We start from the raw sequence: 19,256 nt of genomic DNA, 5'->3' as shown, positions 1-19,256 counted from the left end.
CCTCCGTGCTCTGTCGATGGCGCGACGATGCAATTGATTGTATGCCCGTCGCCCACCCGGTTAGCGCCGCACCGACGCGCGTGCGAGGGGTTACGCGCATTGCCCGTGCCGGTACGCTGGCTTACGTGCTCCCGGCTTTCCACGTCGCCGCCAGCGCGCCGGCGCAAACCAGCATTGTGCCGCCCGTACGATTGACAGCGCGCTGCACCGAGCGGCTGCGGATCGCCCGGCGCGCGCTCGATGCCAGCAACGCATAGACGAATGCGTTGAGCGTGCCGAGCAACACGAACGTCGCCTCAAAAGTCACGATCTGTGGCCAGAGCCGCGCGTGCAGATCGATAAATTGCGGAAGGAACGCCACGAAGAACACGATGCTCTTCGGATTCAGCGTCGTGACGGCATAAGCATGCGCAAAGACCTTGCCCGTGCGCGTTTCCGAAATGTCGGGGGATTGCGGATCGCCGACGGGCGCGCGCCAAAGCTTGATGCCCAGGTAGACGAGATAGGCCGCGCCGACCCACTTGAGCACCGAGAACCATGCGGCGGAGGCCGCGAGAACGGCGCCCAGTCCGACCATCGAGGCCGTCATCGATGTCAGATCGCCGAGCGCCACGCCGGCCGTCGTGGCAAGCGCATAACGTCGACCGTGGCCGAGCGCGTATGACACGACGAGCAGCACCGTCGGCCCCGGAATCATGACGAGGATGGCGGAAGCGATCGCGAACGGTAGCCAGTGTGCAAAGCTCATGGAAGCGCTCCGTGGAGGGAAAGCCCGATTTATCCATACGTGACGGCGGCGCGCAAGGCGAACACGGATTCTACGCGGCCTCTGCGCGCCGGCGATGCTGCGCCGCGAGCAGTCGCTGCCGAGAACCGTCGCCGCGTCGTTGGGACCTCTCATGGACAATCCAAATAGCCCAGGCACTGTTTTTTACCCGTCAGCTGAATGTTTATTTAAAACAATGCAGGCGCGCGGGACACAACTTTCTGTGCACTGCACAAAAGCGACCGGTTTTATTAAGTCGCTTAACACGATTTATTCCATGCTGACGGCGCCTTGCGGAAAGGCTTGAATAATCAGAGGCAAAGCCAGGGATCAGCGCCCGAAGCCAGTCTGCACAAGCCTGCGGCGACTCAATGCGCATGCATGAAAACGCCCGCCAAAGGGTGCGACAATCCGTCGCTTTTGCGAGCGCACACAAAATGTGCTTGTGCTTTTTGGCGCATGACCTATGTTGAAAACCGTGGGTTTTCAATTGCCTTTAAACACATAGCTAATCTAAGTAAAAACCCGCATTGGAGGTAGGACATGAGCAAGAAACTCGGGACGCTTTTGGTGCTGGCCGGTTTTGCTGCGGCTGCGTCGATCGCGCAAGCGCAGGATACGGTCCTCAAGCCGCAACAGACCTTCCAGTTTGCAGCCGGCGGGTACGGTTGCCTGTCGAAAGACAAGCTCGATGCCGCTTATCAGCACGCGCAGGCCGGCGAACAGCAAAAGATGCAGGAATATTTCGCAGGCTACGAATGCCTGTCCACGCCCGAGCATTCGGATTTCCGTATCGTGCGCGTAGTCGGTCACGACGTCGAGTTTGTGAATGCGGCCAACGGCGATACGGAAGGACTCTGGACCAACGACAGGTTCATCAAGCAGTAGCGCCAGTTGACAGCGGCCGCGGCGCGCTTCGCCGTTGCCGCTTCAATCGCGGCTCGGGGGCAACCCCGATCCGCGCCAGTGTTCGCTCGTGACGGCTCGACTTCGCCGAGCTGTCGCGCTGCGTGTCGTGCGCCGTGCGCCCTTTGCGTGCGCCGAGCAATTCGCTAAGATCACGCCCGCGCCGGCGTCTCTCATCCCGCCCACCGCAAATCGCGCGTAGCGCCGCAAAGGCATGATGCGCCGTCTCTCAACGCGCCCCTAACACGCTCAACGGTATCGGACCGCTCCCGAATTGGCTCTCAAATCGACGATCTACAAAGCGGAACTGCAGATTGCAGACATGGACCGCCACTACTACGCCGATCATGCGCTCACGATCGCGCGCCATCCGTCCGAAACCGACGAGCGCATGATGGTGCGCCTCGTCGCGTTCGCATTGAGCGCCGGCGAGCGGCTCGAGTTCTGCAAGGGACTTTCCGATACCGACGAACCCGATCTCTGGCAAAAGGATCTGACGGGTGCCATCGAGACGTGGATCGAGGTCGGCCAGCCCGACGAGCGTCGCATCGCCAAGGCCAGCGCACGCGCGGGTGAAGTCATCGTCATCGCTTATGGCGGGCGGGCATCCGATGTCTGGTGGCAGGGCCTGCGCGGCAAGATCGAACGATTCGGCAATGTGCGCGTGCTTTCGCTCGCCGAAGGTGTGGGCGATGCGCTCGCGCGGCTTGCCGAACGCTCGATGCGCCTACAGGTCACCGTGCAGGACGGATCCGCGTGGATCTCGAGCGCCGAGGCGGACCCCGTCGCCATCGAATGGGAGGTACTGAAGGCGGGCAAGGCTCGGTGAAACCGAGAAACGGAGCGCCAGTGAACCGCCGAATCGCGTTCGCCGCGCGCCCGCGGCCGAGCCGCCCGCCTCTCAAAGCGATGTGATGCGCGCCGCCTCGGGCGGCCCTTTCAGCTCGACCATATTCCCTTCGGGGTCGAATAGATAAAGTGACTGGCCGAACCCGTCCGCACCGTAGCGGCGGCCTTCGGCGCCCAGCCGCACGCCGTGCGCCGTCAAATGCGCGGCAAGCGCCTCGGCGTCATATTGCTCGATGCGTAGGCACAGATGATCCATGTTGCGTCCGGCGCCCGGGACTCCGCTCTCGGCGCGATCGAGACTGCCGCCCACCGCCAGCAGATCGATCAGCGAGCGGCCCGCGCGCAACTGCGTCAAGCCGAACTCGGGCTGCTCCTTCTCGATCGTGCAGCCGAGCACGTCGCAGTAAAAACGCGTCATCGCAGCCGGATCGGCGGCGCGGATCACCACGTGATCGATCTCGCGGATCGTCAGCTTCATCGGAATAGTCCTCATCTCGTCGCGGGTTGGCGCCACCAGCGGCTGCCGATCGGCGCAGCGGCACAGCGGCATACACACACCACGAGTGTAAGCCGGCCCGTGCGCCCGCGCACCGCCGGGGAACGGCGGAGAGGGGTCGAAACGTCAAAAGCAAGCAGCCAAAAAAAACCCGCTCATAGGAGCGGGTGAATCCATATCAGGAGGAGACATGGAGGAGACAGGACGTACTATACACAATCGGATGGTGCATCGCAATATCTTTTTCGGCGGACAATGTCGATTAGGGAAAGCAGGGGGGAGGTCCCCTGCCGAAGCCGGGCGAATGAGAGCGCAAGTTCCGGCGCGCCGCCCGAGGTGACGGGGGCATACAGTGACCCTGTCCACCTGAATTCCCGAGGAACCTCATGGAAACCGCCTATCGCACCGACGACACGATGCAACGCCGCCGCCGTAACACAGACCAAGTCGACGATCCAACGAGCCAGCCTGCGGACCGCGAGCACGAGCCGGGCGCGCTGCCCCGTTCCGGGTATCGAACCGACGCCGAGCGCTGGGATGCCGTACGGACTCGCGATGCTCGCGCCGAAGGCGCCTTTTTCTATGCCGTCTCGACGACGGGCGTCTTTTGCCGGCCGACGTGCTCGTCGCGGCTGCCGCACCGGGAGAACGTCGCCTTCTTCTCGACAGCCGATGAAGCGCGGGCGGCTGGTTTTCGCGAGTGCAAGCGGTGCCGGCCCGACGGCCTGCCGCGCGAGCTCGCCATGGTCGAGCGCGCGTGCGCCGCGCTCGATGCCGATCCGCAGGGCCGAATGACGCTCGCTCAGTTGAGCGACGCCGTGCACGTCAGCCCGTTCCACCTGCAGCGGATCTTCACGCGCGTGGTTGGCGTTTCGCCGCGCCAATACCAGGCCGCCCGGCGCGGCGCGGCGTTGCGCGACGCCTTGCAGCGCGGTGACGGCGTCACGCGCGCGGCGCTCGATGCGGGCTTCAACTCGCCCTCGCGGCTTTACGAGAACGTCGCGAGCGAGCTCGGCATGGCGCCGTCCGCCTATCGCAAGAAAGGAGCGGGACTGACCGTCCGGTACGCCTCGTCGCCGACTCCGCTCGGCCACGTGCTCGTCGCCGCCACCGACAAGGGCATCTGCCGCATTGCGTTCGGCGACGAGCTCGACATACTCGTCGACGACCTCCGCGCAACACTTGCCAATGCGCAATTGATCGAGGACCGCGCGCACATCGCGCCGTTCATCTCGCAAATCGACGCATACCTGAACGGCCGGCGCGAGACGTTCGACCTGCCGCTCGACGTGGGCGCGACCGCGTTCCGTCAGCGTGTCTGGGATGCGCTGCGAAGCATTCCCTACGGCGAGACGCGCAGCTATACCGAAATTGCGGAAGCGCTCGGCACGCCGCGCGCCGTGCGAGCCGTCGCAAGCGCTTGCGCTTCGAACCCGATCGCGATCGCCATCCCGTGTCATCGTGTCGTCCAGAAGGGCGGGGCCCTGGCCGGCTACCGCTGGGGCCTCGCGCGCAAAGCCGCGCTGCTCGACGCCGAGGCGCGCCGCACGGCGATCGCGTCAGGCGCGCAAGCAGAGGACGCCGATGCGGGTGTCGAGACGCCGACCGACGTTGAACCCGCGCCAACCGACCTGGACGACGTCGCTTGAGTACCGCCGCCGACTTCGAGCTTCCGTTCAAGACGCCGTACGACTGGCCGCGCCTCACGCGCTTCCTCGCGGGCCGAGCGACGCCGGGCGTCGAAGCCGTCGAAGACGGCGTCTATCGCCGCGCCATCGAGTGGAGGGGCGCGAGCGGCACGCTCTCGGTCAGGCGGCATCCGCGCAAAGCGCGGCTCGTCGTTGCGGTCGAAGGCGAGGCAAGCCGGCACGTCGATACGCTCGCGCCGCACGTGGGGACCATGTTCGACGTCGATGCGGAGCCGAGCACGATCGCCGCGCATCTTGGCGGCGACCCGTGGCTCGCGCCGCTCGTCGGCGCGGCGCCGGGCCTGCGCGTGCCCGGTGCGTGGTCCGCGTTCGAGCTCGTGGTGCGCGCGATCGTCGGACAGCAGGTGAGCGTGAAGGCAGCCACGACGCTGATCGGCCGCCTCGTCGTTCGCGCCGGGGCGCGCATCGACGACCACCCGCACGCGGGCACCGCCTGGCGCTTTCCGACACCCGCCGCGCTCGCGGAGGCCGACCTTGCGCAGATCGGCATGCCGGGCAAGCGCGTCGCGGCGCTACAGGCCGTGGCCCGCGCCGTCGCGTCGGGTGAGGTGCCGATCGAGCGCACCGTCGCGGCGAACGGAGTCAATGGCGGCCTCAGTGGCGGGATCAACGGTGGGGTCGATGGTGCAAACGACGCAGCCGGCAGACGCGACAAGCGCCGTTCGGCACGCCCTGCGCCAGACCTCGCGACGATGCGTGAAGCGTTGCTGGCACTGCCGGGCATCGGCCCCTGGACGGTCGAGTACATCGCGATGCGTGCCTGGCGCGACCCCGATGCGTGGCCGGCGACGGACCTCGTCCTCGCGCAGTCGATTGCCGCGCGCGACGCCGCCTGCGCGCGGCCGGCGGCACAGCGCGCGCGCACCGACGCATGGCGTCCGTGGCGAGCCTACGCGGCCATGCATTTGTGGAACGAGATCGCCGATCGCGCGAGCGGCGCGCGCGGAGGGTAGCGAGTCCCACGGCTGAAGCCGCCTCAAGCGCGCTTCACGGCGCGGTGTTAAAGTGCCCGCTACCCAAAAATAATTGCGCTGGAGGCTCGCGCTCGTAGTCGACCCCGGCCCGCCTCAATGTCAGACCATTCGCCTTCGCCCTTTGGGACATTCGCGCAGCGTTTGTCCATCTTGACGTCGCCTGCCGCGGGCGATGTGCTCGCGCGCGGACTGCGCGGCATCGAGAAAGAGAGTCTGCGTGTGACGCTGGACGGTTCGCTCGCGATGACACCGCATCCGCGCGTGTTCGGCTCGGCGCTCACGCATCCCTCGCTGACCACGGACTACTCGGAAGCGCTGATGGAACTGATCACGCCGGCCGAGCGCGACCCGCGCGAGACGCTCGCCCGGCTCGACGAGCTTCATCGATGGGTCTATTCGGCGCTCGACGGCGAAATGCTCTGGACCTGCTCGATGCCGGGCAAACTGCCGGAAGACGACCAGATCCCGATCGCGGAGTACGGCGCGTCGAACATCGGCCGGCTTAAGCACGTGTATCGGCATGGCTTGGCGCTGCGCTACGGGCGCACGATGCAGTGCATCGCCGGCATCCACTACAACTATTCGCTAAACGACGAAACGTGGCGCTTGCTGCACGCCGCCGAGCCGTCGCCGGCAACGGCGGTCGATTACCAGTCCGCACGCTACCTGGCGCTGATCCGCAACTTCCGCCGCACGAACTGGCTCTTGATGTACCTGTTCGGCGCATCTCCGGCGCTCTACAAGCCGTTCCTGCGCGGTCGGCCGCATACGCTCGAGGCGTTCGATGCCGACACGCTCTACCGCCCCTACGCGACGAGCCTGCGCATGAGCGACCTCGGCTACTCGAATACGACGGGGCAGGCGGCATTGCGTCCCGACTACGAGACGCTGTCGGGCTATCTCGACGCGCTCGCGCGCGCGGTCAGCGAGCCGTACGCGCCCTACGAAGCGATCGGCACCCACCGCGACGGCGAATGGGTGCAGATCAACACGAACGTGCTGCAGATCGAAAACGAGTTCTATTCGACGATCCGCCCGAAACGCGTGGCCGGCTCCGGCGAGCGACCGCTCCATGCGCTCGCCGCGCGCGGCGTGCAATACGTCGAGGTACGCTGCCTCGATATCGATCCCTTCGAGCCGAGCGGTATTGCGCTCGAAACGGCGCGCTTCCTCGACGCCTACCTGCTGCTTTGCGCGCTCGACGACAGCCCGCCGCTGCCAGCCGCGGCCTATGCCGAAGCCAACGCCAACTTCGGCCGCGTGACGCTCGAAGGGCGCAAGCCCGGCTTGCTGCTGACGCGCGACGGGGGCGACATATCGCTCGAAGACTGGGCCGCCGAGCTCGTGGACGGCATCGAGCAAGCCGCCCGCGCGCTCGACGCGCTCGCGGGCGGCGATGCGCACGTCCGGGCCGTCGCCGCTCAGCGCGCCAAGCTTGCCGATCCCGAAACCACGCCCTCTGCGCGCGTGCTGCGAGCGATGCGCGAGCGCGGGCAGGGCTTTCTCGCATTCGGCCTCGCGCAGAGCGAAGCCCATGCGGCGCATTTTCGCGCGCGCCCCCTCGATGCCGCGAGCGCGCAAGAAGCGGCCACGACCGCGGCGCGTTCTCTCGAAGAGCAGGCCGAGCTCGAACGCCGTGACGCGGGAAGCTCATTCGACGCCTTCGTCGCCGACTTCCGCGGCTACACGCTCGAGCGCTTCAGCGTCTAGCGGCGCCGTATCGCCGCTTTCGCGCACGAGCGGCCCAGGAGTCGCCCCCAAGTCACGTATCGTCGAGTAACGCACCCTCGTTGCCCGAACGTGCCCGTATTTTGCGCGTCGAACTCATGTAGAGCGAATGAGGGCGTTCCGATGAAGACGATGCTTTGGCTCGCGGCATGCGCGCTCGCTGCCGGATGCACGGCGACGAATCATGTGACCCCGGAAACGATGCAGATCGCGACCGCGCCGCTCGTCTGCCGAAACGCCGACGAGTGCGCTATCTGGTGGCATCGTGCGCAAGATTGGGTGACGCGCCATAGCGCCTATAAGGTCGAGACGGTGACCGATTCGTTGATCGAATCGGCGGGGCCCGAAGGCGGCAGCGGCAAGCTGGCGTACCAGATCACGAAAACGGCCAATGCCGACGGCTCGGCCACGATCGGCTTCGCCGCGCACTGCGACAGCATGCTCGGTTGCCGGCCCGATCCGTGGCAAGCCGGCGCGGCTTTCAAACAGTTCGTGAAGACGGGCACCGAAAAACCGCTGCAATTGGCGCCCGATGCGCCGACGCCGGCAAGCGAAACCGGCGGCGCGAAGGACCAGGGCTAGCCAGCCGCGGCACTTCATCGCTGTAACGAGCGTCGCGTCAATGCGACATCGAAGGTCCGCCTCCGCGCCGCGGCTTAGTCGTCCAAACCAGCACGGCCAGCAACGCGAACGCGACGCAAGAAAGGCGGAAAAAGTCGTTCGTCGCCATCATGTAGCCCTGTTGCGTGACGGTGTCGTTCAACTGGGCCGTCAGGCTGTTGCCCGCCATGCCGAGGGCCGCGAGCGCATCGCGATAGGCGCTCGTGTTCGGCGAATAGAGGCTGACCGATTCCGATAGAACGGCGTGATGATAGATCGCATCGTTCTCCCAATAGGTCGTGCTGATGGCGGTGCCGATCGCGCCCGCCAGCGTGCGCAGAAAGTTCGACAGCCCTGACGCGCTCGCGAGCCGCTCGTCGGGAATGCTCGATAAGGTGATCGTCGTCATCGGCACGAAAAAGCAAGCCACGCCGATGCCTTGAACGAGACGCGGCAGAATCACGTGATTGAACGGCACGTCGAGCGTGAACGTTGAATTCCAAAGCGAGACGACGGCGAACACCGTAAACGCGATACTCGCGACCATCCGCAGGTCGAGCCGGTGCATATTGCGCCCGATGAGCGGAGACAAGACGAGCGCGAGCAGCCCGACCGGCGCCGTCGCGAGCCCCGCGAGCCCGGCCGTGTAGCCCATGACCGTCTGGAGCCAGAGCGGAAAGACCACGACCGAGCCGAAGAACGCCATGTAGCCGAAGAAAATGATGAGGGCGCCGAGTGCGAAGTTGCGGTCCTTGAACAGCGTCAGGTCGATGACGGGCGTCTTTTCGGTAATCTCCCACGCGAGCAGGAAGGCGATCGCGACGGCCGCGGTGAGCGCGAGCGTGACGATGAACGTTGAGCTGAACCAGTCGCGATCCTTGCCGAGATCGAGCATCATTTGCAGCGAGCCGACCCCGATCACGAGTAAGCCGAGCCCTATCGCGTCGATGCGTTGCTTCGCCGTCTTGGTCTCGCGTCCGCGCAGCAGGAAGAAGGCTGTCGCGGCCGAGATCAGGCCGATCGGCAGGTTGATATAGAAGATCCACGGCCAGCTGTAGTTATCGGTAATCCAGCCGCCCATCACCGGCCCGAAGATCGGCGCGACGATCACCGTCATCGCCCAGAGACCGAGCGCGAGCCCTCTCTTGCTCGGCGGATAGCTGCGCATCAGGATCGTCTGCGAGAGCGGCACCATCGGCCCCGACACGAGTCCTTGAATGAGGCGGAATGCGATCAGCGATTCAAAATTCGCGGCGAGGCCGCAAAGGGCCGAGGCGATCGTGAATGCGAGGACCGACAGTGTGAAAAGTCGCACCTCGCCGACGCGGCGCGCGAGCCATCCCGTCAGCGGCACGGCGATGGCCGCGGCGACGGAGTACGACGAAATGACCCAGGTTCCGTCGCTGGCCGCCACGCCGAGCGTGCCCGAGATCGTCGGCACGGCGACGTTGGCAATCGACGTGTCGAGCACCTCCATGAAGGTGCCGAAAGCAAGGCCGACCGTCAGCAAAGCAAGCGTCGCCCCTCGCAGCGGCCTCGCCGCCGCGGAAGTGCCGGGCGAAGCCGAGCCCTGCGCGGCGCCCTCGGTAGCCGCGTCCGTCATTTGCGCTCTCCTTTTATTGCTTGTTTTTGATTCGTCTTTTGCCGCGATGCGCGAGTCACAACTTACCTCACGCAACGGTCGCACTATCGTCTGATTTTGTTGCTGTGTCAATAGTCTTCTAAGCAAGCAATAGCACATCTATAGTACGCAGCGCGCAGCCTGCCGCTCTCGGATGTAACGTGCGGTAACCCAGCCGACAAACGGCTTGCGATACCATCGCCGCATAGCACCGACACACATTCGCATGCCGCTTCATCGAAAACCTGCGGCTGCCGCTGCTCCGCTACGGACGAGCGCGGCGCCGATTCCAGCACAGCCCTCGGGAACAACCGTCTCCGGGCTCGCCGTGGCGTTGATCGCCGCGGTTGCCGTCACGCTCGGCGGCTGCGCCGTCGGCCCCGACTACAAGCGGCCCGATGCGCCGATGCCCGCTTCTTTCAAGGAAGCGCCCCCGGGTTGGAAGGTGGCTGAGCCGTCCGACCATGCCGATCGCGGCCCCTGGTGGTCCGTCTACCGTGACGAACGGCTCGACGCGCTGATGGACAAGCTCGATTCGGCGAATCAGTCCATCGCGCAATTCGCGGCCGCCTATCGCCAGGCGCGCGCGCTCGTCGCCGAAGCGCGGGCCGCTTACTTCCCGATCATCGGAGCCTCGGCCAGCGCGACGCGCTCGGGACAGCAGTTGTCGAGCTCGTCGAGCTTCCTGGGGTCGAGCGGATCCAGATCGCGGATCAGCAACAATTTCGATGTGTCGCTCGACGCGACATGGGAGCCCGACCTCTGGGGCAAGGTCAGCCGCACCGTCAGCGCCGAGCGCGCGGGCGAACAGGGCGCGGCCGCCGATCTCGCCAATGCGAGGCTGTCCGCCCAGGCGACGCTCGCGCAAACCTATTTTCAGCTGCGCGAGGCCGATTCGCTGCAGCAGCTCCTCGACGACACCGTCAGCGCCTACACCGCGGCGCTCAAGCTGACGCAGAATCAGTACGCGGCGGGCGTCGCCGCTCGCTCGGACGTGATTCAGGCACAAACGCAGCTCCAATCGGCACAGGCCGCGGCGATCGAAAACGGCGTCGCGCGCGCGCAAGAGGAGCATGCGATCGCCGTGCTCGTCGGCGAGCCTGCGTCGACGTTCTCGATTCCGCGCATTCCGCTCGATGCCGAGCCGCCGCGGGTGCCGGTCGAAGTGCCCTCGGCGCTGCTCGAACGGCGGCCCGACATCGCCTCGGCCGAGCGCAGGGCTGCCGCGGCGAACGAGCAGATCGGCGTGGCCATGTCGGCCTTTTTTCCGACACTCACGCTTTCGGCGCAGGGCGGTTTCGAGAACTCGATCTTCTCGAAACTGTTCACGCTGCCCTCGCGGTTTTGGACGGTCGGGCCGTCGCTGGCGGCGACGCTCTTCGACGCGGGCTTGAGGCATGCGCAGACGGAAGCCGCGCGCGCCGCCTACGATCAGCAAGTGGCGACCTACCGGCAGGCCGTTCTCACCGCCTTCCAGGATGTCGAAGACAACCTCGCTTCCCAACGCATCCTGGCCCAGGAAATCGTCGTCCAGCGACAGGCCGTGGCTTCGGCGCAGCAAGCGCTCGCCATCGTGACGAACGAGTACAAGGCCGGAACGGTCGGCTATGTGAACGTATTGACCGCGCAAACGACGGCTTTTACCGCCGAGCAAAAGCTCGCGACGCTCGCGGGGCAACGGATGGTATCGTCGGTAGGCCTCGTGAAGGCGCTCGGCGGCGGCTGGAACGTCGCGCAGATGAATCACGTCGACGGGAAGGCGGACTAATCGCTGGCCCGCTTCAGCGCCTGTAATCGAGGGAAACGGTGCCCGGCCCCATCGGCCGTCCGAGCAGGTTCAGCAGACCGGACAGGTTGTCGCGCGCTTCGGGCGTCGAGCTCGCCTCGCCGTGAAACGACGTGCCGCTGCCGGCGACCGTCCCGTGTCCGCTAAGCAGCAGCGGGCCTTTGAGCGTCGAAAGGTCGAGCGTCGACGCGGCACCCTGAGCCTGCAGCACCACGCGGTACGAGCCGAGCGGCTTCACCGGCGACACGCGCGAAATCATGTCCTCGAGCGTGATCGTGAGCCCGCCGAACGCATTGCCTCGGATCAAGTGCCATTGCGTCCACGTTACATGGATATCGCCTTGCAGATCGAGCGTATTGAACGGCGCGCCGAGCCCCGAAAGCAGCGCGGCGGGCAATTTGATGCCGCCAGCCGAAACCGTCGCGCCGTCGAACGAGGCGTCGATGTGGACCGGATCCGGCATCGCGTCGCTCAGCAGCAATTGCATGCTCACACGGCCGGCGAAGAGCGGCCAGAACGCCGTATGCCACTCGACGCGACCCGGCAAAACCGTGGCCGCGCTCGCATCCGGGCCGGCTGCGAGCATCAGCGTGGCCGAGCCGTGCCATAGCGATCCGGACGGCTCGATCAGATTGACGTGCCCCTGCGTGGCGCGAGCGAAGCGCGGCGTCACCCACGAGGCCGGCAGCAACACCACGAGCACGAGCACGCACGAAACGAAGGCGACCGCGAGCCATGGCAGCGCGGTCCCGATACGGCGCATCCAGACGCTCATGCGCGGCCGTCCGGTCGAGGGAGGCCTTCTCGGGCGAACGGGCGGCGCATCGATCAGCGGCCCGGCCGCACGACGGCCGGCTGCAGCGTGGCCGTCACGTCGACTTGCCCGTCAGCCTTCGCGGCCGTCGCATGCAACTCCGACACCTGCACCTTGAACTGCTTGCGCGCGGCGTCGAGCCAAGTCGTCCAGGCGGCGAACGAGGCGTTCTTGAGGCTGACACGGACGGCCTCACCGGCAATCTGCACTTGAGGATCGCCGAAGCCCGCCTGGGCGAGCGACGCGGCGACCGCATCTTTCAGCGCGTTGCCGGTAGGCGCCACGCCCTGCGCCGCCGGCGCGAGCGCGCGCGCTTCATCCGCTTCCGCAGTCATCTGCGCGAGCTCGCGCTGCATCGTCGGCAATTGCTCGCGGAGCTCCGCACGACCCTGCTGCGCCGGCGCCCACAGCAGCGAGTAGGCGATGACGACGCCGAGAACGGCGCCGCCCCATGTGATGATCATCTTCTCGCGCGCGGTTCGCACCGCCCAGAAGCCGGACCAGGCGTCGGTGATTGCGGTAGTCGTCTTCATTGTCCCGGGTTCCTGTTCTTGATCGCCCACTTGCCCGTGCCGGTATCGAGTTCCCCCGCGAGTCCGCTTTGCGCGAGCCGCTTCGTAAAGTCGGGATCGGCGCTCACCTGCGGCTTGAAGGTGAGGTCGAGCCGGCGGTCGTGGTAATCGAGCGCCGCAATGCCGTTCACAGGAAGCGGCCCGAGCGAACGCGCAAGCCGTGCGGCAAGCGATAGGAAATCGTCGGGCGAGAGCTGACCCGACGCTAGCCGCAGCCGATCGAGCTGCGATTTCATCTGCGCGGGCGCATCGAGCACGACCGTCGTTTTCGGAAACGCATTCAGCAACAGCTCCGTCATCTGCGCGTTGAGCGCGTCGCGCTCACGCGCCATCACGATCCACTGCACGTTGGCGCCGATCACCGCCACGAGGAGCGCTGCCACGCCGAGTCCGATCGGCACGCGCAGCCGCCTCACGGTCGCACGGTCGAGCCGCCAGGGGCGCGATTCGAACTCGAACTGGCAGAGGTCGAGCCGCGACGCGATGGCCGCGCGCGCCAGTGCCTCGAACGGCAACAGCTTGGCGCCGGCCGGCAGCACGACGCGTGCGTCGGAAGAGGCCCTGCCGAACATGGGCAACGCCGCATGCGGCGCCAGCGCCGGTTCGGCCCCGGGCACGTCGGTCAGCTCGAACACGTCGAGCGGCGTATCGCCGGCCAGCGCGGAAAGCGTCGCCTCGAGAGCCGAGGCGGGTACGGCCAGCCCTTCGCCGAGCGAGCCGCGCGCGATTGCAACCTCGACGCGCGGATCGGCGGAAGCGAGCGGCGCGGACGATGGCGACGGCGCCTCGGGAACAACCGACGCGGCTCCGGCGGCGGCGTCCGCGAGAATCGCCTGCGCTGTTTCGCGAACCGTACCGAGCACGGCTACGACAAGCGAAGCGGGGGAAAGGAGCGGCGATTCAGGCTGCGACACCGCGGCCGCCTGGCCGTCGGCAAGCGCGGGCGCGGCCGCAACCGGCGGCTCATCCTGCCCGCCGATTGCGGCGCTTTCGGCCAAGCCGCCGGGTGCGGACTGCGCCGCGGGCAAGCAACGCGTGACCGGCACCGCGCGCAAGTTGCGGTGCCCGGCCGCCGCGAAGGCTTCGACAAGGAAACGAAACCAGCCGCGATCGATAACGGCGAGCACGCGCGAGCCGTCGGCGAGCGGTTGCGGATCGAGCGCGATATGACAGGTCTGCGGATCCTGGATCATCTGATCCTCGACGACGTTCGGCAGCGCTTGCTTGAGCCGCTGTCCCTTCAGCGGTGGCAACGACGCCGATAACATCAGAACGTCGCGGGCGGCGACGATCAGCACCGTCGTCGCGGCGCGCGGCAGGAACGCAAGCCCTGCCCGGCCCGCGCGCTCCTTGCGGCCGCTTTTGTCGAGCAGCAGGAACGGCATATCGGGCAGCAGCCATTCCTGCGACGGCACCGCCGGATCACGCGGCGGCAGAAAAACGATCAACGTGCTCAAAGGCCGTCTCTCCTAGGCTTAGCTTTGCGGGTGTCATGGTTGATCGCTCACGCGGACGACGCGCGTCGCATGCGTGAGCGGATCGCGATAAACGAGCGTCGTCCGATCGACTTCGGCCCGTCGATGCTGCACGAGCCCATGCACGAAAAAATAGCTCGTTGTCACGTCGATGGGAACCTGACTCGAGGCGGCGTCCGTCGCTTGCGGCGCACCGGCGCCTCGCAAGGCCAACTCGATGTCGGCGCTGTTGCGAAAGAAGACGGTCTCCCGGCGTGAGACGAACGCTTGTGCGCTCGAGAGCGACATCCCGGGCACGATGGCCGCGACGACTTCGGCGGGCGCCGTATTCATGTTGACAGCGGTCTGCGTGGGCAACACGGTCACGAACGGACGCAGGCGCGCGACCATTTCGGGCGTGAAGCCCGGCACGTCGAGAAGCGAATCGACACTCGTCATCTGGAGCGCGGCCATGCTCGACTGGTCGTTGCCTTCTTGAAGCCCCGGATTGTCGGTGAAGTTGTTGCCGCCGACGATACCGCCGAGCTGCTGCGTCTGCCCCCCGCCGATCTCGTTCATCGGCGATTGGAATCGCGTCGCAGATCCCTGCAGGCCAGCGCGAACCTGCAGCGCGACGCGCCTTGCGAGCTGGCCGTCGAATCCGAGCGATTGCAAGAGCCGCTGGAATGCGAGGACCTGGGCGATGTTCACCTGCAGCGCGCCCGGTGCTGGCACCGAAACGAGATTGCGCAGGTTGAATTTGCCCTGGGCGTCTTCGATCGAGCCCGAGATGTAGGTATCTTCGCCTTGGCCGGCCTGCGCCTCGCCGATCTTGCCGAGAAAATCGGAGAGGCGCGTTCTCGCGATCGGTACCGCCCAGACGCCGCCGAGGTACGTGAAGGTCGGCGACGTGTCGGCCTCGGCGCGCAGGATGAGGCGCGTCCAGTCGAGCGCGCCGCGCGCGACCCATTGCGCCTGCGCGAGGAGGCGCTGGTTTTCGATGCGGCGCACCTGCACCTGTTGCCGCCAGAGAATGCCCGCAACGAGAATGGCGGCGAGCGAGACGACAAGCAGTGCGCTGATGATGGCAGCGCCGCGTTCGTGCGTGCGTTGACGTCTTCTCACCGTCAGCCTCCGACCAGAAAGACGCGTGTGATCGGCGCGCGAAGCGAGGGCGCGCCAATGCTGACTTCGAGTCCCTTGACCGCGCGATCGATCGGCGCATTGCCGAACTGTGGCACCTTGACATTGTTGTCGTTGCGGGCGATCTCGGTGGTCACATCCTCCATTTGAGTCGTCCAGCCCGTACGCGGCACGAAAAGGCGCGCGTTGATCATGCCGACGCCGCCGATGAGCGGCACCGCGCTCCAATCCGTGCTTGCTCCCGACAACATGCGCCGCAGGGCGTCAGGCGTCCCGACGGGCGGCGACGCATAGCGTGTGACACGCCCACCGGCAACCTGATAGCGCACCACCTGCAATCGCGGCGGCTGCCCGCTCATGTCGAACCAGCGCACGATCTGCAGCGTGCCCCCGGCAACGGACACGGCCGGTTGGCCGACCTCGTCGTCGGTGGCCGCCTCCCGCGCATCGATGCGCACCTGATCGAAAAACTGCGCGAAGACACGCTCGTCTTCCATGGCGTTCGAGATGGTCTGCCGCGCGCGGACGATCTGCTCGAGACCGCGCCACGACAGCACGGCGATGACGGCGAGAATGGCGATCGCCACCATCAGCTCGATGAGCGTGAAGCCGCGTGCGCGACTCGCGCGGCGACGCCGGCCGTCAGAGCGCACGGTTCGTCTCATTCGGCACCACCGTCACGAGTTGAGCGAGGATGCCTTGCTCCCCTGGAATCGTCACCACGACCTCGACCCGCCTGAAAACGGGATTGGGCGTCGCGCTCACGCGCTCGGTACACAAGAGCGGCTGATTGCCCTGCGAGCAATCGAAGCTCTTCGAGCCGACCTCGGGCCATTCGCGCGACAAATAGAGCCGCGCGAGCGTATTGTCGGCGCTCCACCCCGCGAGCAGGCGCCGATGCAAACCCGCTTCGTCGCCCGCGAGCATCGCACTCGCGCGCAGCGCCGCGGCCAGCGCGATGGCGATAATCGCGAGCGCGACGAGCACCTCGATCATCGTGAAGCCGCGCGCGCGGGAATGGGGTCGTTTCATTCAGCGCACCTCATAGCGGCCGTTGCCGGTGCCGACGATCGTCGCGCGCCCGACGGCCGAGTAGAGCGTGACCGTCACGGCGGCCCCGATGCTCTCCACGCCGAACACGAGCCGATCGGGATGCAGATCCGAGCCCGGGTAATCGATCGACACGTCGGTCACGCCGCCTTCCCAGCGCCGCTCGCGCAGAAGCTCGTCGCGCTGCAGCGGCCGCCAGCCATCCTGCGTGCGAACGTCGAAGCGAAATCCGCCCGCGACCGGCTCCCACGCGATCGGACGCGAACGCACCTGCGCTTCGTCCGTCGCCGATTCGAATAGCAGCGCAAGGCGTTGCGCCTCCTCATTGAGGTCGGTGCGCGGATTGCGCGTGAGCGAAATCGACGCAAGCGAAACGAGCAGGCCAGCGATCACGAGCACGACGAGCATCTCGAGCAACGTGAATCCCGCTTGGCGCGAAGTCTTCATCGAGGCGACACCCTATTGCCACGAACCGACGTCGGAATCGTTGCCATCGCCGCCCGGCTTGCCGTCGGCACCGTAACTGAACACGTCGATTTCGCCGTGCACGCCGGGATTCAGGTATTGATAGGGATGCCCCCACGGATCGTTCGGCAGCTTTTCCAGGTAGCCGCCGTCTTTCCAATTGTTCGGCACCGGATCCGTCGTCGGCTTCTGGACGAGCGCCGGCAGACCCTGATCCTGGGTCGGATAGCGGCCGTTGTCGAGCCGGTACAGATTGAGCGCCTGCATGATCGAGCCGATATCCTGCTTCGCCGCGACACGGCGTGCTTCATCTGGTCGGCTCATGATCTTCGGTACGATCAGCGCGGCGAGAATGCCGAGGATCGCGATCACGACCATGATCTCGATCAGCGTGAAGCCGCGGTGGCGCCGCGTGCGCGACGCGGCGATTTCGTGACGGCGTTGGGTCCACCTTTGCATCGTTCCTACCTCGTTCGAAAATGGGTTCAGAATCTGGCCGCGTGGCACGGCATTCGATTCGGCCGCTGATTGTAATGCGCGGCTCAAAGCGCCACGCCGTTACGCGCAAATGCAGGAATAATCCGTACAATACTGCGCATGAACTCCTTACATGTCCGTCTGCTGTCGTTATTCATGTTCGCGGTTTTCTGCGCGACGCTGGCCTATTGGGTCGTCGTGCTGAGCGCGCGCCCACCCGCGCCGCCGCGCGCCGCCGCCGTCGAGCAGACCGCCTCGGTCGACGACGCCGCGACGCTTTTCGGCGGCAAGCTCACGCCCGCGATCAACCGCGCCATCAAAGTCTTCGGCATCCTTTCGCTGAGGGAAGGCGCCGCGGCGATCGTCAGCGTCGGCGACGAACCGCCACATGCGATTTCGCTCGGCGGCAGCCTCGGCGACGACAGCAAGCTCGCCGAAGTGCGCGCGCGATCGATCGTCATCGATCACAACGGTGCGCGCTCCGAAGTCTTCCTGCCCGCGAACACCGGCGGCGGCCCGACCATCTACGTTCGCTGAAGTCGCTCGGCCCTGGGGCTCCAGCGCATGGAGCCCCGTCCCGATTCCCCGCTGTCCTCGCTGTCCTCGCTCGGGAATGCGGGCCGGTCACTGCACCATATTGTTCAAGTCGATGATCGGCAGCATGACTGCCAGCACGATCACGAGCACCACGCCGCCCATCGCCAGAATCAACAGCGGCTCCAGCAAACTCGTCATGAACATCGTGCGCCGCTCGAGCTCCCGCGCCTCGCCTTCGGCCGCGCGATCGAGCATCGTCGTCACGTCGCCCGTCGCCTCGCCTGAGCGGATCAAATGCACGAGCACGGGCGGAAACGTCTTCGTGTTCCCGAGCGAGCGCGAGAGCGACGTACCCTCTCTCACGCGCACGATCGCCTCGTCGATGTTGCCGCGCATCGCGCGGTTGTTGAGCGTCTCGCCCGCGGCCTGCAGCGCGCGCAGGATCGGCACGCCGGCAGCGGTCAGAATCGCCAGCGTGCTCGCAAAGCGGACCGTGTTGTAGCCGCGCACGAGCTTGCCCGCGAGCGGCGCCGTCAGCAGCCATCGGTCGAAGGCGAGCCGCGGCCCCGCTTGCGCGAGCACCGCGCGCACGAGATAAACGACGACGGCCACGCCGATCAGAATCGCCCACCACCAGTGCCGCACGAAGCCCGAGAGCGCCATCATCATGACGGTCAGGATCGGCAGCTGCTGCTTCGTGCTCGCGAATACGTTCACGACTTGCGGCACCACATAACTGAGCAGAAACGTCACGATCCCGAAAGCGATGACGGTGACGACGGCCGGATACGTGAACGCAAGCACGATCTTTTGCTTGAGCGCATTGCGGCCTTCGATGTAGTCCGCAAGCCGCGACAGGACGAGCCCGAGCTTGCCCGTATGCTCGCCGGCCGCGACGAGCGCGCGATAGATGTCGGGAAAATCGCGCGGATGCTGCGCGAGCGCATTGGCGAGCGAGTGGCCGCCCAGCACTTCGGCGCGAATCGCCGCCACGAGCTCGCGGATGTAGTCGCGCTCGGCTTGCTCCGTCAATACCGAAAGCGCTTCGTCGAGCGGCAAGCCGGCGATGAGCAAGCTCGCGAGCTGCCGCGTGAGAATCGCCTGCTCGCGCGAGGAGAGCTTGCGCCCGAGCGCGAGCCGCCGGCTGCGCTCGCCGCGCGCGGCGCTGCCGGCCGGCTCGACGACGAGCGGCGTCAAACCCTGCGTGCGCAATTGCGAGCGGGCCGAGCGCGCGCTGTCGGCATCGAGCACGCCCTTTTGCGCCTGGCCCGCTGTGTCGATCGCTTCGAAGCGAAATGCCGGCATGCTC

Annotated in this window: 20 protein-coding genes; 8 read left to right on the top strand and 12 right to left on the bottom strand. The window is 66.2% G+C overall.

Annotated features, from left to right (window positions below; translation table 11 throughout):
• Positions 1 to 121: 121 nt before the first annotated feature.
• Complete coding sequence (locus tag AB4Y31_RS09625; protein WP_368673738.1) at positions 122 to 748, bottom strand: LysE family translocator; 627 nt, start codon at positions 746 to 748, stop codon at positions 122 to 124.
• A gap of 561 nt (positions 749 to 1,309) precedes the next feature.
• Here AB4Y31_RS09625 and sap1 point away from each other — a divergent pair.
• Positions 1,310 to 1,654, top strand: coding sequence for a surface attachment protein Sap1 (sap1, locus tag AB4Y31_RS09620; RefSeq protein ID WP_018441325.1), 345 nt, complete (start codon positions 1,310 to 1,312; stop codon positions 1,652 to 1,654).
• A gap of 292 nt (positions 1,655 to 1,946) precedes the next feature.
• On the top strand, positions 1,947 to 2,501 hold the full coding sequence (locus tag AB4Y31_RS09615) for a YaeQ family protein (protein ID WP_368673737.1): 555 nt from the start codon (positions 1,947 to 1,949) through the stop codon (positions 2,499 to 2,501).
• 72 nt (positions 2,502 to 2,573) lie between these two features.
• On the opposite strand, the gene AB4Y31_RS09610 is transcribed toward AB4Y31_RS09615, so the two are convergent.
• The gene (locus tag AB4Y31_RS09610) at positions 2,574 to 2,999 is read right to left on the bottom strand and encodes a VOC family protein (protein WP_368673736.1); all 426 of its coding nucleotides are present in this window, start codon (positions 2,997 to 2,999) and stop codon (positions 2,574 to 2,576) included.
• Between the two features lie 404 nt (positions 3,000 to 3,403).
• On the opposite strand from AB4Y31_RS09610, the gene ada reads away from it, so the two are divergent.
• The 4 genes from ada to AB4Y31_RS09590 all read left to right on the top strand — a co-directional run bounded on the left by ada (position 3,404) and on the right by AB4Y31_RS09590 (position 8,010).
• Positions 3,404 to 4,666, top strand: coding sequence for a bifunctional DNA-binding transcriptional regulator/O6-methylguanine-DNA methyltransferase Ada (gene ada / locus AB4Y31_RS09605; RefSeq protein WP_368673735.1), 1,263 nt, complete (start codon positions 3,404 to 3,406; stop codon positions 4,664 to 4,666).
• Positions 4,663 to 5,679 carry a DNA-3-methyladenine glycosylase gene (locus AB4Y31_RS09600; protein ID WP_368673734.1) on the top strand — a complete coding sequence of 339 codons (1,017 nt, stop codon included), beginning with the start codon at positions 4,663 to 4,665 and terminating at the stop codon, positions 5,677 to 5,679. Before ada ends, AB4Y31_RS09600 begins: the two co-directional genes overlap by 4 nt.
• Before the next feature lie 117 nt (positions 5,680 to 5,796).
• The gene (gene gshA, locus AB4Y31_RS09595) at positions 5,797 to 7,410 is read left to right on the top strand and encodes a glutamate--cysteine ligase (protein WP_368673733.1); all 1,614 of its coding nucleotides are present in this window, start codon (positions 5,797 to 5,799) and stop codon (positions 7,408 to 7,410) included.
• Between the two features lie 141 nt (positions 7,411 to 7,551).
• Positions 7,552 to 8,010: a hypothetical protein gene (locus tag AB4Y31_RS09590; RefSeq protein WP_368673732.1), complete on the top strand. Its 459-nt coding sequence runs from the start codon at positions 7,552 to 7,554 to the stop codon at positions 8,008 to 8,010.
• A gap of 37 nt (positions 8,011 to 8,047) precedes the next feature.
• On the opposite strand, the gene AB4Y31_RS09585 is transcribed toward AB4Y31_RS09590, so the two are convergent.
• Complete coding sequence (locus AB4Y31_RS09585) at positions 8,048 to 9,631, bottom strand: DHA2 family efflux MFS transporter permease subunit (protein WP_368673731.1); 1,584 nt, start codon at positions 9,629 to 9,631, stop codon at positions 8,048 to 8,050.
• 244 nt (positions 9,632 to 9,875) lie between these two features.
• On the opposite strand from AB4Y31_RS09585, the gene AB4Y31_RS09580 reads away from it, so the two are divergent.
• A complete protein-coding gene (locus AB4Y31_RS09580; protein ID WP_368673730.1) occupies positions 9,876 to 11,417 on the top strand; it encodes an efflux transporter outer membrane subunit in 1,542 nt (513 codons plus the stop codon).
• Positions 11,418 to 11,430: 13 nt separating this feature from the next.
• Here AB4Y31_RS09580 and AB4Y31_RS09575 read toward each other — a convergent pair whose 3' ends face one another.
• Genes AB4Y31_RS09575 through gspG form a run of 8 tightly spaced genes read right to left on the bottom strand, consistent with a single transcriptional unit; the run spans position 11,431 to position 17,392 of the window.
• Positions 11,431 to 12,210 carry a type II secretion system protein N gene (locus AB4Y31_RS09575; RefSeq protein ID WP_368673729.1) on the bottom strand — a complete coding sequence of 260 codons (780 nt, stop codon included), beginning with the start codon at positions 12,208 to 12,210 and terminating at the stop codon, positions 11,431 to 11,433.
• A 53-nt stretch (positions 12,211 to 12,263) separates the two neighbouring features.
• Complete coding sequence (gspM, locus tag AB4Y31_RS09570; RefSeq protein ID WP_368673728.1) at positions 12,264 to 12,782, bottom strand: type II secretion system protein GspM; 519 nt, start codon at positions 12,780 to 12,782, stop codon at positions 12,264 to 12,266.
• Positions 12,779 to 14,278 (bottom strand): type II secretion system protein GspL, encoded by a 1,500-nt coding sequence (gspL, locus tag AB4Y31_RS09565; RefSeq protein ID WP_368673727.1) that lies wholly within the window; start codon positions 14,276 to 14,278, stop codon positions 12,779 to 12,781. Before gspL ends, gspM begins: the two co-directional genes overlap by 4 nt.
• Positions 14,279 to 14,311: 33 nt before the next feature.
• Positions 14,312 to 15,400 (bottom strand): type II secretion system minor pseudopilin GspK, encoded by a 1,089-nt coding sequence (gene gspK / locus AB4Y31_RS09560; RefSeq protein WP_368673726.1) that lies wholly within the window; start codon positions 15,398 to 15,400, stop codon positions 14,312 to 14,314.
• A gap of 2 nt (positions 15,401 to 15,402) precedes the next feature.
• On the bottom strand, positions 15,403 to 16,083 hold the full coding sequence (locus AB4Y31_RS09555; RefSeq protein ID WP_368673725.1) for a type II secretion system protein J: 681 nt from the start codon (positions 16,081 to 16,083) through the stop codon (positions 15,403 to 15,405).
• On the bottom strand, positions 16,061 to 16,450 hold the full coding sequence (gspI, locus tag AB4Y31_RS09550; protein ID WP_368673724.1) for a type II secretion system minor pseudopilin GspI: 390 nt from the start codon (positions 16,448 to 16,450) through the stop codon (positions 16,061 to 16,063). Before gspI ends, AB4Y31_RS09555 begins: the two co-directional genes overlap by 23 nt.
• Complete coding sequence (locus tag AB4Y31_RS09545; RefSeq protein ID WP_368673723.1) at positions 16,451 to 16,915, bottom strand: GspH/FimT family pseudopilin; 465 nt, start codon at positions 16,913 to 16,915, stop codon at positions 16,451 to 16,453. It lies immediately after the preceding gene.
• A 12-nt stretch (positions 16,916 to 16,927) separates the two neighbouring features.
• Positions 16,928 to 17,392, bottom strand: coding sequence for a type II secretion system major pseudopilin GspG (gene gspG, locus AB4Y31_RS09540; RefSeq protein WP_368673722.1), 465 nt, complete (start codon positions 17,390 to 17,392; stop codon positions 16,928 to 16,930).
• Positions 17,393 to 17,530: 138 nt separating this feature from the next.
• On the opposite strand from gspG, the gene AB4Y31_RS09535 reads away from it, so the two are divergent.
• Complete coding sequence (locus AB4Y31_RS09535) at positions 17,531 to 17,947, top strand: hypothetical protein (RefSeq protein WP_368673721.1); 417 nt, start codon at positions 17,531 to 17,533, stop codon at positions 17,945 to 17,947.
• A gap of 87 nt (positions 17,948 to 18,034) precedes the next feature.
• Here AB4Y31_RS09535 and gspF read toward each other — a convergent pair whose 3' ends face one another.
• Positions 18,035 to 19,252 carry a type II secretion system inner membrane protein GspF gene (gene gspF / locus AB4Y31_RS09530; protein WP_018441343.1) on the bottom strand — a complete coding sequence of 406 codons (1,218 nt, stop codon included), beginning with the start codon at positions 19,250 to 19,252 and terminating at the stop codon, positions 18,035 to 18,037.
• Positions 19,253 to 19,256: the final 4 nt, after the last annotated feature.

This window comes from Trinickia sp. EG282A, assembly GCF_040965455.1.
GTDB lineage: Bacteria > Pseudomonadota > Gammaproteobacteria > Burkholderiales > Burkholderiaceae > Trinickia > Trinickia symbiotica.
The sequence above is the reverse complement of the archived record's forward strand: the minus strand, read 5'-3'. Positions and strand labels throughout refer to the sequence as shown.